General features: G+C 72.6%; 12 protein-coding genes. 4 read left to right on the top strand and 8 right to left on the bottom strand.

The annotated features are described in order from the left end of the window. Positions 1-134: 134 nt before the first annotated feature. The 3 genes from ACLJT4_RS20210 to ACLJT4_RS20200 form a co-directional block, all read right to left on the bottom strand. Complete coding sequence (locus tag ACLJT4_RS20210) at positions 135-1,877, bottom strand: PTS transporter subunit EIIC (RefSeq protein WP_411123705.1); 1,743 nt, start codon at positions 1,875-1,877, stop codon at positions 135-137. Between the two features lie 35 nt (positions 1,878-1,912). Next, complete coding sequence (murQ, locus tag ACLJT4_RS20205; RefSeq protein ID WP_411123703.1) at positions 1,913-2,866, bottom strand: N-acetylmuramic acid 6-phosphate etherase; 954 nt, start codon at positions 2,864-2,866, stop codon at positions 1,913-1,915. Between the two features lie 350 nt (positions 2,867-3,216). Further along, positions 3,217-4,137: a MurR/RpiR family transcriptional regulator gene (locus ACLJT4_RS20200; protein ID WP_411123701.1), complete on the bottom strand. Its 921-nt coding sequence runs from the start codon at positions 4,135-4,137 to the stop codon at positions 3,217-3,219. A gap of 130 nt (positions 4,138-4,267) precedes the next feature. Here ACLJT4_RS20200 and ACLJT4_RS20195 point away from each other — a divergent pair, with 130 nt between their 5' ends. Then, positions 4,268-4,630: a hypothetical protein gene (locus tag ACLJT4_RS20195; RefSeq protein ID WP_037637098.1), complete on the top strand. Its 363-nt coding sequence runs from the start codon at positions 4,268-4,270 to the stop codon at positions 4,628-4,630. Between the two features lies 1 nt (position 4,631). After that, positions 4,632-4,913, top strand: coding sequence for a DUF4031 domain-containing protein (locus ACLJT4_RS20190; RefSeq protein WP_411123698.1), 282 nt, complete (start codon positions 4,632-4,634; stop codon positions 4,911-4,913). 223 nt (positions 4,914-5,136) lie between these two features. Here the strand turns inward: ACLJT4_RS20190 and ACLJT4_RS20185 are convergent, their stop codons facing one another. The 5 genes from ACLJT4_RS20185 to ACLJT4_RS20165 all read right to left on the bottom strand — a co-directional run bounded on the left by ACLJT4_RS20185 (position 5,137) and on the right by ACLJT4_RS20165 (position 9,431). Next, on the bottom strand, positions 5,137-6,423 hold the full coding sequence (locus ACLJT4_RS20185; RefSeq protein WP_411123696.1) for a Cmx/CmrA family chloramphenicol efflux MFS transporter: 1,287 nt from the start codon (positions 6,421-6,423) through the stop codon (positions 5,137-5,139). 169 nt (positions 6,424-6,592) lie between these two features. Next, the gene (locus tag ACLJT4_RS20180) at positions 6,593-7,306 is read right to left on the bottom strand and encodes a hypothetical protein (protein ID WP_411123694.1); all 714 of its coding nucleotides are present in this window, start codon (positions 7,304-7,306) and stop codon (positions 6,593-6,595) included. A gap of 19 nt (positions 7,307-7,325) precedes the next feature. After that, positions 7,326-8,186, bottom strand: a complete 861-nt coding sequence (locus tag ACLJT4_RS20175) for a transporter substrate-binding domain-containing protein (protein ID WP_411123692.1) — start codon at positions 8,184-8,186, stop codon at positions 7,326-7,328. A gap of 25 nt (positions 8,187-8,211) precedes the next feature. Next, positions 8,212-8,955, bottom strand: a complete 744-nt coding sequence (locus ACLJT4_RS20170) for a hypothetical protein (protein ID WP_044377646.1) — start codon at positions 8,953-8,955, stop codon at positions 8,212-8,214. After that, positions 8,952-9,431, bottom strand: coding sequence for a hypothetical protein (locus ACLJT4_RS20165; RefSeq protein WP_411123690.1), 480 nt, complete (start codon positions 9,429-9,431; stop codon positions 8,952-8,954). The genes ACLJT4_RS20170 and ACLJT4_RS20165 overlap by 4 nt, the downstream gene beginning before the upstream one ends. 329 nt (positions 9,432-9,760) lie before the next feature. Here ACLJT4_RS20165 and ACLJT4_RS20160 point away from each other — a divergent pair, with 329 nt between their 5' ends. Beyond that, the gene (locus tag ACLJT4_RS20160) at positions 9,761-10,483 is read left to right on the top strand and encodes a copper homeostasis protein CutC (RefSeq protein WP_411123688.1); all 723 of its coding nucleotides are present in this window, start codon (positions 9,761-9,763) and stop codon (positions 10,481-10,483) included. A 228-nt stretch (positions 10,484-10,711) separates the two neighbouring features. Then, on the top strand, positions 10,712-12,991 hold the full coding sequence (locus tag ACLJT4_RS20155; protein ID WP_411123686.1) for an FG-GAP repeat domain-containing protein: 2,280 nt from the start codon (positions 10,712-10,714) through the stop codon (positions 12,989-12,991). The last annotated feature ends 1 nt before the right edge of the window (position 12,992 follow it).

The following is a 12,992-nucleotide window of genomic DNA, read 5'->3' as shown; positions in this document are numbered from 1 at the left end:
GGCAGCCTTCGGGTGTGAAGGAGACGTCCCCGATGGGGGATGGGGCTGCGGAGGTCGCAGGGTTGGGCTTCGTTGGTAGTTGTCCCTTGGCGCGCGCGTCGTCGTTGCCTGTCGTCGGCCGACGACAGGCAACGTCAGGCCGGTGTGGCGTCGGCCGGTGTGGTGTCCGTCGGGGGTGTGTGTGCTCGGGCCGCGGCGGTGTCCGTTTGGGCCCGGGGGTGGGCCGCGTTGGTTCCGGTCTTGGGTGCGTTGGCGTCGGCTCCGGGTGAGGTGGCCGCGGTGTCGGGTGCGGCGAGGTCGGGGTGTTGTCGGTTGAGGTCCGTTCGTTGCTGACGGCTGAGGCCGAAGAAGTAGGTGGCGGCGAAGCCGACCGCGTAGCCGATGAGTAGGCCGAGGGCGTAGACGGCGAGCGTCGTGCCGAACGACTGGTTGCCCTTGACCAGGGGGAAGAGGGCCCAACCGGAGGGGCCGATGGCGGTGGAGCCGACGGCGTCGCCGAGTTGGTTGAAGAGGCCGACGAAGCCACCGCCGAACGCGCCCCCGAGGCAGGCGGTGACGAACGGTCGGCCGAGGGGGAGCGAGACGCCGTAGATCAGGGGCTCGCCGACGCCGAGGAAGCCGGCGGGGAGGGCGGAACGGATCGTCGCGCGGATCGAGTGGTTGCGGCGGAGACGGACGTAGACGGCCATGGCAGCGCCTACCTGGCCCGCGCCGGCCATGGCGAGGATCGGGAGGAGGGTCGTGTAGCCCTGCTGTTCGATCAGGGTGGTGTGGATGGGGATGAGGGCCTGGTGCAGGCCCAGCATGACGAGGGGGAGGAACAGAGCGCCGAGGAGGAACCCGGCGACGGCGCCGCCGTGGGCGAGCAGCCAGTCGGCGGCCGTGCCGATGGCGGTGGAGACCTCACCTGCGACGTACATCAGGCCGAAGACGGTGACCAGGCCGGTCAGGAGGACGGTGAGGGTGGGGGTGAGAAGCACGTCCAGGGACTCGGGGACGCGCCTGCGGAGTTGCTTCTCCAGTTGGGCGGCGAGGAGGGCGGCGCCGAGGGCGCCCAGGACGCCGCCTTGGCCGGGGGCGAGCTTCTGGCCGAAGGCGGTGACGTTGGCGATGCCCGGAAAGACGATCACCGCGGCTACCGCGCCGCCCAGGACCGGGGTGCCGCCGAACTCCTTCGCGGTGTTGTAGCCGACGAAGACCGCGATCAGCGACATGAAGCCGGAGGCGATGGCGGTCAGGGCCGGGACGAGGGCGGGCAGCCAACCTGCGTTGGTGAGCAGGCCGTTCAGGCCGGCGATGATGCCGCAGCCGATCAGGGCGGGGATGAGCGGCACGAAGATGTTGGCGATCCGGCGGAGGAAGAGTTTCACCGGGGTGGCGTTGCGGGCCTTTTGGCGGGCCTTGAGGGCGGAGCCTTGGGCGGCTAGGTCGGTGGCGCTAGTGGAGTTGGTGGCGCTGGTGGTGCTGTGGGGTGGGGTGTGGGCGGCTGTTGGGGTGGGGGTGGGCGGTGCGGGGGCCGCCGCTGGGGGGCCGCTTTCCTCCTTTTTACGGCAACGGTTACGGAGAGTGATTTGTTCCTGCGGAGTGTCACTTCGGGGGGTGGTTTCGGGGGCGTCGTCGGCCTCGGACAGTAGGCGTTCGAACTCCGGGGTGACCCGGGCGACGACGCCCGGGCCCAGGACGATTTGGTATGTGTCGTCCTCCACCACGCCCAGGACGGCGGGGAGTGCCTTGAGGGCGTCGTCCTGGACGAGGGTGCGGTCGCGGACGCCCAGGCGGAGCCGGGTCATGCAGTGGGCGACGGAGGTGACGTTGTCGGCGCCGCCGACGAGGGGGAGCAGCGCGGCGGCGGTGGCGCGGTTCTTGTCTTCGGTCATGTGGGGCGCCTTGCTGTCGAGTGACTGACGGCGAGTCAGGTCGTGCTGGCGTGGGCGGTGGCGGACTGGAGGGCGGCGCGGAGGTGGCCTTTGGAGGCGGCGAGGAGGCGGGCGGCCTCGCGCCCGTCCACGCTGCCGAGCAGGACGAGGATGGCGTGCTTCACCTCGCCGCCGGTCTCGGTCAGGGCGGCCTCGATCTCCAGGTCGGAGGCGCCGGTGGCGAGCGCGACGATGCGGCGCGAGCGGGCCCGCAGCTTGTCGTTGGAGGCCCGGACGTCGACCATCAGGTTCCCGTAGGTCTTGCCCAGGCGGATCATGGTGAGCGTCGAGATCATGTTGAGGACGAGCTTCTGGGCGGTGCCTGCTTTGAGGCGGGTGGAGCCGGTGATCAGCTCGGGGCCGACGATGATCTCGATGCCGTGCTCGGCGGCCGCGGCGAGGGCGGAATCGGCGTTGCAGGACAGGCCGATGGTCAGGGCGCCGATGGCGCGGGCGTGCTCGACCGCGCCGACGGCGTACGGCGTGCGGCCGGAGGCGGAGATGCCGACGACGACGTCCCGGTCGGCGACGGCGAGCGCGGTCAGGTCGGCCGCGGCCAACTCCTTGCTGTCCTCGGCGCCCTCGACGGCGGTGACCATCGCGGACGGGCCGCCCGCGATCAGGCCGAGCACTTCGGAGGGGTCGGTGTTGAAGGTCGGTGGGCACTCGCTGGCGTCCAGGACGCCGAGTCGGCCGGCCGTGCCGGCGCCGGCGTAGATCAGGCGGCCGCCTCGGGTCATGCGGGCGGCGGTGGCGTCGATGGCCGCGGCGATCTCGGGGAGGCGTTCGGCGACGGCGGTGGGGACGGTGGCGTCCTCGTCGTTCATCAGGCGGGCGACGTCGAGGGTGGGGCGGCGGTCGATGTCGGCGAGGTCGGGGCGGTGTTCCTCGGTGGTCAGGGAGGCCAACTGGCTCCGGAGTGCCGTGTAGTTGGGGTCGGTGGGCGGCATGGGGCGGGGCTCCTTGAGGTGCGGGGGGGGGCGTGTGGTTGCCGCTGCCGGTCGGGGCGCATGGTGCCCGGTTCCGGCTGCGCGTCGGTCGGCCGATGGGGCGGTGGGCCGGTGTCTCGGTGAGTGGAGGGGTGGCGAGGTGCTGGTGGTGGTGTCGTGCTGGGTGCGGTTACGTCGCCGTGGGGTGGGGTGGTTGTGCGGGTGCCGTGGAGGTCGTCTGTGCCGCTTCGTGGTGCGGTGGTGGCTGCCCTTGGCGGTGGACGCAGGGGTGCGGTGTCCGTCGGTGTTCGGGCCTGGCGCGGTGGACCCGGGTGGGGTGCGGTGTGCCTAGGGGCGCGGCCCGTGCCCCGTCAGTGCCGGGGGTTGTGGCGGTGGGCGAGGGCTTCGTAGGAGGCGGACAGGGCGGGGGCGGCGGTTTCGTAGGTGCGCTGGGCGACGCCTATGAAGAGGCAGTCGACGACGAGGAGTTGACTGGTGCGGGAGGACATCGCCGCGGGGCGCAGCTCGCTCTCGCGGGCCGTGGAGGTCGTCAGGATGTGGTCGGCGTAGGCGCCGATCTCGCCGTCCGGGCGGCCGGTGATCGCGATCGTCGTCGCGCCGTGGTCGAAGGCGACCCGCAGTGGCTCTATGACGTCCGTCGTGCGACCCGAATGGGTGATCGCGATGGCGACGTCCCGGCCGCGCATCTGTACGGCGTTGGTCACGGCGAGGTGCGGGTCGGAGTGGGCGTGGGCGATCAGGCCGATGCGCAGCAGTTTCTGCACCAGGTCCTGGGCGACGAGGTTGGAGGCGCCGATGCCGTAGACGTCGATGCGGCGGGCGGCGGCGAGGGCGGCGACGGCTGCTTCCAACTGGGTGACGTCCAGTGCGGCGGCGGTGTCGGCGAGGCACTGCTGCTCTTCCTGGGCGAGCTTGGTGACGACGTCGACCAGGGAGTCGTCGACCGCTATGTCGGCGGTGACGGCCGGGGCGCTGCCGGTGGCCTGCTGGGCGGCGAGGGCGGCGAGGGCGAGGCGCAGGTCGCGGTAGCCCGGATAGCCGAGCAGGCGGGAGGTGCGGACGACGGTGGCTTCGCTGGTGCCGGTGCGTTCGGCCAGGCCGGTGACGGTGAGGGCGGCGCAGCCCGCCGGGTCGCTCGCCACGGTCTCCGCGACCCGCTGCATGGAGCGGGTCATCGTCGGCGCGAGCGTGCGGACCTTGGCGGCCAGGGCCGCGGGCGCCGGTGGCGCCGGGGCCGGCCGGCTGAAAGTTTCCTTCACTCCGCTACTCATGTCTGAAAGGTATTTTCAGCGCGGTGGTGCGTCAATACCCTCCGTGAAGCCTGTGGACGGGCCGTGGACGGCGTCGCGGCTACCTGTGGATAACTTCGGCCGGTCGGCGGCTTCGCGCGAGAATGAGGTCATGGAGCTGGAACAGGCATTGCACGCCGCGCGGGCACTGGTGCTCGCCGACCTGATGGCGGACGACGTAGCGGACGCCGAAATCGTCTCGCTGGTCGAGGACGCGGTCACGCACCGTCGATGGTGGGTGGAGCAGTGGCCTGATGGAGCCGCGTTCGTCGCGGGGCTGATAGCGCAGGACGTGCAGGACGCGTTGCTGGAGCGGTACGGCCGCTGGCCGTTGTGCCCGGTGTGCACGGAGACCGGAGATCCGCACGCGCTCGACGTGGAGCCGGAGTTGGGGCCGGATCCGCACTGGGTGTGCCCGAAGACGGCGGTCGCCGTCGCCCCGGTCGGGCGGTTGCGCGGGCCGGCGGAGGGCTGAGGTGGCGATCTACATAGACCCGCCCAATTGGCCCGGGCATGGTCGGATGTGGTCGCACGTGGTCAGCGACCGGTCGTTCGAGGAACTGCACCGCTTCGCGGCCGCGTTGGGCGCGCCCAGCCGCGCCTTCGAGCGCGATCACTACGACTGGCCGGCCGAGCGGTATGACGATGCCGTGCGGGCCGGGGCGGTGGAGATCGGCTCCAAGGAACTGGTGCGTCGGCTCACGGAGGCGGGGCTGCGGCGGCCGAAGCACCGTAGGGGCGAGCGGCCCATGCCTTGAGGGCGGACCCTGTGGTCGGTGTGGGTGTCAGTGCCGGTGTCGGCGTGGGTGCCGGTGCCGGTGCCGGAGTCCGTTGACGTGGCGTCCGGCTACGGGGTGCGGCCCCGGGGGAGGCCGAGGCCGGCGCGAGCCGACCCCGCCCCCCAAGGCGGGGCGGGGCGGAATGGACCGGGCGCAGGGCCGGAACGGGTTCGGGTGCGCCGGTAGGGGCGGGGCGTGGCGGTCAGTGGCGGTCCGCGGATTCCGGGGTGTGGAGGGCGGATGCCGTGTCGGCCGGGGAGTCGGCTGCGGGGGCCGAGGAGGCGACCACGCGGGAATGGGCCGAGGCGCGGTGGAGGCGGAAGGCGAGGGCGGTGGTGAGGACGGCGACGGCGGCGAGGGCCGCGCCGGTCCAGGCGACGGACGGGTAGCCCCAGCCGGCGCTGATGGCCAGGCCGCCCAGCCAGGGGCCGAGGGTGTTGCCGATGTTGAAGGCGGCGGTGGTGGTGGCGCCGGCGAGGGTCGGTGCCGCGTTCGCCACGTTGAACATCCGGGCGTTGAGGGCCGGGGCGGTGGTGAAGGCCGTGACGCCGAGCATGAGGGAGAGGGCCACGGCGGCGACCGGGCTGTGTGCGGTCAGCGCCAGGAGGGTGAGGACGGCGGTGGAGGCGGCGATGCCGCCGAAGAGGGTGCCGAAGAGGTGGGCGTCGGCGATCCGGCCGCCGATGAACGTACCGATCAGCGCGCCGACGCCGAACAGCGCCAGCACCGTCGGGACCCAGCTCTCGGCGAGTCCGGCGGTGTCGGTCAGCAGCGGCGAGAGGTACGAGAAGAGGGCGAAGACCGCGGCGCCGTTCATGGCGGTGGCGATCAGTGCCAGCCAGACCTGCTTGTCCTTGTAGATGGTCAGCTCGCGGCGGAGCTGGGGGCGGTCGTCGCCGGTCGGCACCTTCGTGCGCGGTACGAGGGCGACGACGCCGACGAGGCCGACCACGGAGAGCCCCGCCACGGCCCAGAAGGCGGAGCGCCAGCCGGCGTGCTGGCCGAGCAGCGCACCGGCCGGCACGCCGGCGATGTTGGCGATGCTCAGCCCGCCGACCATGACGGCCATGGCGCGGGCCCGGGCGTTGACCGGGACGAGGGAGATGGCCACGGCCGCGCCCACCGCCCAGAAGCCGGCGCAGGCCAGTGCGCTGATGACGCGGGAGGCGAAGAGGACGGCGTAGGAGGGGGCCAGGGCGCCCGCGACCTGGCCGAGGCCGAAGATCGCGAGCAGCGCGATGAGGGTGGTGCGGCGGGGGAGGCGGAGCGTTGCGGCGGCCAGTACGGGAGCGCCGACCACCATGCCGATGGCGAACGCGGAGATCAGCAGTCCGGCCTGCGGGATGGACACCCCGAGGTCGCGGGCGAGCGGCTGGAGGATGCCGGACAGCATGAACTCGCTGGTGCCCAGGGCGAATACGGACAGGCCGAGGACGTAGACGGCGAGGGGGAGACGGGCACGGGCAGGGGAGGCGGCTGGTGCTGGCATGACAGATGACAACGGGGGAGCGGGGGGCGGCATTCCCGTGCGGAGGGTGGTGTTCGCCACGCGGGAGCGGCGTCGGCGGTGCCGTCCGGGGCGGGGCGCCCGGTCGTCGCGGGCTCGGGCCGGGCGCGGCGGGTGGGTCGGTGGTGCGGCCGCCGGTGCCCGGTCGGGGTCAGTCGGTGGTGTCGTCGTCGTGCGCGCCGTCGGCGTTGCCGGCGCCGCTCTCCAGGAGGGCCAGTTCGGTCGACAGGTTGTGGCGGGCCGGGCGCTCCCAGTGGTCGTGGCCGTGGGGGGTCCTGAACAGGTGGGGGAGGGCGAGGAGTTGGCGCAGGACCGCGGCGCGGCCGGTTCGGAAGTCCGGGTCGGGGACGAAGGCGTACTCGGCGCGGACCGCGGCGGCGTAGGCGGCGTAGGCGTCGGGGGAGCCGGCCAGGACGGCCAGGTCGGCGTCGCACAGGACGGCGCCGTTGCGGTCGTCGGGGGCCGGGTCGTGGGTGACGGTCAGGCGGACGAGCCGGGCGACCTCGGAGGTGCGGGCCGGGGCGATGCCGAGTTCGGGCAGGGCGCGCTCGGCGAGGGCGGCGCTGCGTTCCTCGTTCTCGGAGCGGTCCGGTCGGTACACGGCGTCGTGGAACCAGGCCGCCAACTGGACGGCGGGCACGTCGTCGGCGTGCGGGGCGAGTTCGTCGATCCGGTCGAGGACCGCGGTGAGGTGGTCGGTGGTGTGGTAGCGGCGCTGCGGTTCGGCCCAGCGGCGCAGCAGGTTGGCTGCGTACGGGGCGGGGTCGGGGGCTTTCGCGGGTGCGGGGTGGGGTGTGTGGGGGCCGCGGGCCTGGGCCACGGTGGCGGCCCAGCGGGCGGCCAGGTCGGGGCGGGGGTCGGTCATGGCGGTCATTGTGCCCGCTTCAGAAGCTGGGCTTGTCGCGGCAGGAGAGGGCGTCGATGTTCGTGGGGCGGGGCTTGTAGTTCCCCTCCCAGTCGGGGTCCGCGGCGGGGATGGCCGGGAGGGAATTGGCGAAGTCCTGGCTCCAGTCGCTGCTGGTGACGTACTCCTTCAGCGCGTCGCGGATCTTCAGGCAGTCGGCGCGGTGGCCCTTGGCCATGGCGATGCCGTACTGGTTGACGGGGCCGTAGGTGATGTTGGGGACGACCTTCAGGTCGGGGTACTTCTTGGCGAAGCCGTAGAGGATCATCTGGTCGGTGGAGACGGCGTCGGCGTCGCCGCGCCGCAGGTCCGCGATGCAGCCCTGGGCGGTCTGTGACTGGTAGACGCGGATGCCTTGGCCCTCCGGGCCGTTGAAGGAGTTGTACGAGGTGGTGCCGGGCCAGGTGCAGACGCGCTTGCCGATGACGTCGGAGGGCTTGGCGATGCGGTGGTCGGCCTTGCGGACCAGGACGCCTTGGAAGGTGTTGGCGTAGGGGCCCGCGAAGTCGAGTTTCGCCATGCGGTCCGGGGTGATGGAGAAGGTCGCGACGATGAGGTCTTTCTTCTTCTCGGTGAGCACGGTCATCCGGTCCTCGGAGGGGACGGCTCCGAAGTCCGGTTCCACGTGGAGGGAGGCGAGCACGTGGCGGGCGAGGGTGATGTCGAAGCCGGAGGGGTTGTAGCCGTCGAGGGTGTAGCCGGTGCCGGGCTGGTCGCTCTTCACGCCCACCAGGACCTTCCCGGAGGCGAGCAGGGACGGTGGTTCGGCGGTGCCGCAGGCGGTGGCGGTGAGCCCGGCGAGCGCGAGCAGGGCCGCGAGTGAGGTGGCGCGAGCGGTCATGGGTCCCCGTTTCGTGTGCGGTGGCTCACTGGTCGTACAGCGTGGCCCGCGTGGGTCGGACGGCCATCCGGCAGCCGCGGCCCGTGGTCAGCGTGACGTCGATCCGCACGGTGCTGGCCTGCGCGCCCAGGGAGAAGTCGGCGGTGCCGCCCGGGTTGACGCGCTGTGCCTGGGTGGGAACGCCGGAGGTGAGCAGTGAGGCGGTGACGTAGGAGTCCGGGACGCATGTCGGGCCGGCCGGGTCGTGGTCGTCGACGGCCAGGGTGAGGCGGAGGGCGTTGCGGCTCTCCCGGAGGGCCGGGGCGTCCAGGCTGAGGGTGATGCTGCGGTGGGTGGTGGCGTCGAGTGGCTGCCCGCCGCGGGTGGTGACCTTCCCCGTCACGTCGACCTCGCCGTGGGTGACGACGTTGCGGAAGGCCAGGTAGCCGCCGACGGTGGTCAGGACGGAGACCAGGGACAGCGCGGCGACGATGCGGGCGTCGGCGGGGCGCTGGACGAGGACGCGGCCGGCCGCGGTGGCGAGGGAGACGGTGATCAGGGCGCCCCACAGGGCGTACTGGGAGGCCGGGCCGTCGGGCCAGGTCGTGCCGGCGATGATCAGGGCGGCGCAGGCCAGGAGCAGGGGCAGCCAGCGGGCGCTGGGGTGTTGGAGGGCCCAGCGGATGAAGACGTTGCGGATGTTGCCGGCGGCGATGGCGTGGTTGCCGTGTGCGGTGGCCTCGTTGTGGAGGTGCCCCGGGTCCGGAGGGGAGGGTCTTGGGGGCGTCATGCGTCGTCCCGGGACTGGGGGCTGCCTCCCATGGTGATGTTGCCGTGGATCTCGCCGGCGGCGATGGAGCCCTGACCGGTCGCGGTGGGGTTGTTGTGGACGATCCGCGGGCCGGTGGGCGCGGTGAGCCGGTCGACGTGGTGCCGGAAGCCGGCGGCGTCGCGGTCGCCGGCGGGGGAGCGGAGCCAGGCGGTGAGGGCGTCGGCGAGCAGTTGGCGGTCGTGGTCGTCGAGGGTGGCCAGCAGTTGGTCGAGGGCGTCGGCGCGGTCGGTGTCGAGGTGCGGGCGGTCGGCGGCCCCGTCGCCCAGGGAGTCGTCGCGGCGGTGCAGCAGGCGGCGGAAGAAGCCCTCGCCGGCGGTCACGGTGCGGTCGGCGAGTCGGTCCTGGGCGGCGGTGAGGACGGAGGTGCCCAGACTGTTGGCTGCTAAGGCGAGATAGGGGGCTATTTCTGCGGATACGGTGGCAAGGTCGGACATTCGGTTCTCCGTGCTCGTGGCCGGGGCGAGCAAGGTGCTGGCGCAACGCCCTTATGAGAAAGGCGTGTTACCCATGTGAGGGCTGATCCACACTCGCGTCATTGGGTGGTTTCGGGGTGGCGGTACGGCAGGGGCCACGGGTGGATTTCGGCCGCGTCGCGGAACGGATGACGGCGCCGCGGTCGACGAGCGCTTAGGCTGGGTATTGGACTAGACCTGTAGGGAGGCGGGGGCGGGGCGACGGGCCGCGGCAAGCGCGTGCGGCGTCGCCCCGGCCGCCCGCCCCGCACGCTCTGGCCACGTCGTTCGCCATCGGAAGGTTGGGTCGTATGAATCAGCGCGCGCTCCTGGAGGTGATCGCGCTCGGTCCCGAGGACGCGGTGGCCGCGCAGGCCGGCGGTGCCGACCGCCTGGAACTCGTCGCGGACATGGCCGCGGACGGGCTGACGCCGCCGCGCGCCACCTTCGCCGCGATCCGGGCGGCCGTCGACATCCCGCTACGGGTGATGCTGCGCGCCGCCGACGGCTTCGCGGCGGGCGACGTGGACGCGCTGTGCGCCACGGCCGCGGCACTGCGGGCGGAGGGCGCCGACGAGTTCGTCCTGGGGTTCCTGACGCCGGCGGGCCGGCCGGACCTGGCGGCCGTGCAGGCGCTGGTCGAGGTGATCGGCGGCTGTCGGTGGACGTTCCACCGGGCCCTCGACCGGGCCGCCGACCGGGCCGCGCTCCGCAGGGAACTGGCGGACCTCGCCGGCGCGGACGGCCTCGACACGTACCTGACCGCCGGCGCCGCGGAGGGCGTGGACGCGGGGCTGGCGACGCTCGTCGCCGAACAGGCGCACAGGGCGGCGTACGAGCCCGGCTACGCGCCGCGGATCCTGGTGGGCGGCGGACTCCGCCTGGACCACCTGGCGGAGCTGCGGGCGGCCGGGCTCGACGCGTTCCACATCGGCGGCGCCGCCCGGCCCGGAGGGTGGGCCGCACCGGTCGACGCGACGGCCGTGCGGGAATGGCGGGCCGCCCTGGACGCGCCGGTGGTGTCGCGGGTCTGAAGGGGCATCAAGCGATAGGCGGTGCAGGGCTGTTACCGGGCGTCGCCAGGTCGGCCGGCCTGGCGACGCCCGGTGGCCGGCGCCCTCGCCCAACCGGTCGAAACCGGTCAGACCTGCCCTTGTTAGGATTTGCGTGAATGGGCAAGAGGGAGTGAATTCCATCGGCTTGGGGGGATTCGCTTCCTCTCGGCACCCTCCGGCCCACACGACCCATTGCCTGGAGGGCAGATGACCCGCTCCGTCATATCCCGGCCGCCGCGGACGCCGGGCCGCTCCGCCCGTTCGCGACGACTGCTGACCGGAGCCGTCGCACTGACCCTCGCGGTCACCGCCGGCCCGCTCGTCGCGCCCGCCGTCGCCGCCACCCCGTTCGCCGCCGGGGCCACCGCCGCCCCCGCGCAGAAGCTGAAGATCGCTCCCGGCTCCGAGATCGTGAGCGCGGGACGCACCGGCTTCCTCTCCGTCACCGCGGACAAGACCGTGTCGTGGACGCGTTACGCGGACGGCGCGACGACCCGCATCGCCCAGGACGACGGCACGTCCGCGGACTCCACGGTGCACGGCACCGCGTCCGACGTCGTGGCGCTCGGCGACGCGCCGTACATGGCCAGCTCCAAGAAGATCACGCTGCGCGACATGGCCACGGGGTCGTCCACGGTCGTCGACCTCACGCCGTACGGCTACGCGTACGCGGGCGCCGTCGGCACGTCGGTGATCGCGCTGAAGGACACCGGAAAGTCCCGGGAAGCCCACATCCTGGAGAACGTGGGCGGAAAGGTGACCGACCGGACCGTCACCGGCCTGCGCTTCGCGGCCCGGGACATGAAGGCGGTGGCGGGCGAACCAGGCGCGGTCGTGCTGCGGTACGAGCCCGACGACGTCATCGGCTCACTGTTCAGCGAGTACGTCGTGGTCGACCTGGCCTCGGCCAAGGTCACGCACCACACCCTGGGTGCCGACTTCTCGCGCGTCGCACTGTCCGGCACCCACGTGGCCGTCATGGGACACGAGAACAACAACCGCGACGACATGAAGCTGGAAGTGGAGAAGCGCGGCGACAACCAGCAGCGGACGACCCACTCGCCCGGCCGCATGTACGACCCGATGGTGGGTCTGGTCGGCAACTGGGTGCTGTACGGCACCAAGCGCACGGTCCACGAGGGCTGGGCCGGCTTTCCCCAGGGGCTCTACGCGATGCCGGCCGACGGGTACGTCGCCCACCAGGTCATGGACCACGCCACCTCCGTCACCCCCACCCCCGACGGCGACCTGCTGGTGATGGGCGGCACGACCGAGCACGGCGAAGGTCTCTACCGGGTCTCCATCGGGGCTTTCGCCGAGCCGGTCGCCAAGCTGATCGCCAGTACCGGCGAACCCACCAAGGTCACCGTGCTCGACTCCGAGGTCCCGGCCGTCGCCGAGTTGGACAAGGGCCGCTGGAAGTCGCGTTGGCGGCTCTCCCGCCCCAACGTCCAGGAGGTGGCCGTCACCCTGCGCCACACCGCCTCCGGCGCCGAGCGCGAGATCGAGATCCCGATCGACTCCGAGGTGTCGACGTCCGGAAAGCCCACCTGGATCGAGCTGGACTGGGACGGCCTGCTCGGCCCCTCCTACGGCCCCGACCGCGCCGCCCCCAACGGCGACTACACCTGGAGGCTCACCGCCAAGCCCACCAACGGCATCGGCCCGGACCTGGCCGAGAGCGGCACCTTCCAGGTCGCGCGCAAGCCCGCGCCGCACGACTACACCGACAACGGCTCGCCGGACCTGCTCATCAAGGACGGCGGCGACCTGACGCGCACCGACACCTACCGCGACCCGGGGAACGGGCGGCTGAAGACCCGCGACGCGGAGAAGATCGGCTGGGGCTGGGGCATCTACAACCAGGTCACGGCCGTCGGCGACGTGGCCGGAGGGCCCGCGGGCGACGTGGTCGCGCGGGACAAGGACGGGGTGCTGTGGCTGTACCTGGGCAAGGGGGACGGCACCTTCGACCGCCGGGTGCGGATCGGCGCCGGCTGGGGCGACTACACCCAGCTCACCGGCGGCGGCGACGTCACCGGCGACGGCCGTGGCGACCTGCTGGCCCGTGATTCCGCCGGGGTGCTCTGGCTCTACAAGGGTACGGGCAGTTGGAAGGCGCCGTTCGCCCCCCGGGTGCGGATCGGCGCAGGCTGGAACGCCTACGACCGGATCACCTCGGTCGGCGACGTGGCCGGAGGGCCCGCGGGCGACGTGGTCGCGCGGGACAAGGACGGGGTGCTCTGGTCGTACCTGGGCAAGGGGGACGGCACCTTCGACCGCCCGGTGAAGATCGGCGCCGGCTGGGGTGCGTACTCCCAGATGATCGGCATCGGTGACGCGAACACCGACGGCAAGGCCGACCTCCTGGTCACGTCGCCGGACGGCGCCTCGTACGTCTACCACGGCACCGGCAGCTGGAAGGCGCCGTTCGCCCCGCGCGAGAAGACGGAGTTCTCGGTCTACTCGGGCCAGACGCTGTCCTGAG

It is taken from the genome of Streptomyces sp. x-19, assembly GCF_046549115.1.
In the GTDB taxonomy this organism is placed as follows: domain Bacteria; phylum Actinomycetota; class Actinomycetes; order Streptomycetales; family Streptomycetaceae; genus Streptomyces; species Streptomyces albulus_C.
Note: the sequence above shows the minus strand (reverse complement) of the source record. Positions and strands in the feature narration are given on the sequence as shown.

What these genes read in the sequence shown, in the direction of transcription:
- ACLJT4_RS20210 (WP_411123705.1), bottom strand. Translation starts at nt 1,877, where the DNA reads ATGACCGAAGACAAGAACCGCGCCACCGCCGCCGCGCTGCTCCCCCTC.
- murQ (WP_411123703.1), bottom strand. Translation starts at nt 2,866, where the DNA reads ATGCCGCCCACCGACCCCAACTACACGGCACTCCGGAGCCAGTTGGCC.
- ACLJT4_RS20200 (WP_411123701.1), bottom strand. Translation starts at nt 4,137, where the DNA reads ATGAGTAGCGGAGTGAAGGAAACTTTCAGCCGGCCGGCCCCGGCGCCA.
- ACLJT4_RS20195 (WP_037637098.1), top strand. Translation starts at nt 4,268, where the DNA reads ATGGAGCTGGAACAGGCATTGCACGCCGCGCGGGCACTGGTGCTCGCC.
- ACLJT4_RS20185 (WP_411123696.1), bottom strand. Translation starts at nt 6,423, where the DNA reads ATGCCAGCACCAGCCGCCTCCCCTGCCCGTGCCCGTCTCCCCCTCGCC.
- ACLJT4_RS20180 (WP_411123694.1), bottom strand. Translation starts at nt 7,306, where the DNA reads ATGACCGACCCCCGCCCCGACCTGGCCGCCCGCTGGGCCGCCACCGTG.
- ACLJT4_RS20175 (WP_411123692.1), bottom strand. Translation starts at nt 8,186, where the DNA reads ATGACCGCTCGCGCCACCTCACTCGCGGCCCTGCTCGCGCTCGCCGGG.
- ACLJT4_RS20170 (WP_044377646.1), bottom strand. Translation starts at nt 8,955, where the DNA reads ATGACGCCCCCAAGACCCTCCCCTCCGGACCCGGGGCACCTCCACAAC.
- ACLJT4_RS20165 (WP_411123690.1), bottom strand. Translation starts at nt 9,431, where the DNA reads ATGTCCGACCTTGCCACCGTATCCGCAGAAATAGCCCCCTATCTCGCC.
- ACLJT4_RS20160 (WP_411123688.1), top strand. Translation starts at nt 9,761, where the DNA reads ATGAATCAGCGCGCGCTCCTGGAGGTGATCGCGCTCGGTCCCGAGGAC.
- ACLJT4_RS20155 (WP_411123686.1), top strand. Translation starts at nt 10,712, where the DNA reads ATGACCCGCTCCGTCATATCCCGGCCGCCGCGGACGCCGGGCCGCTCC.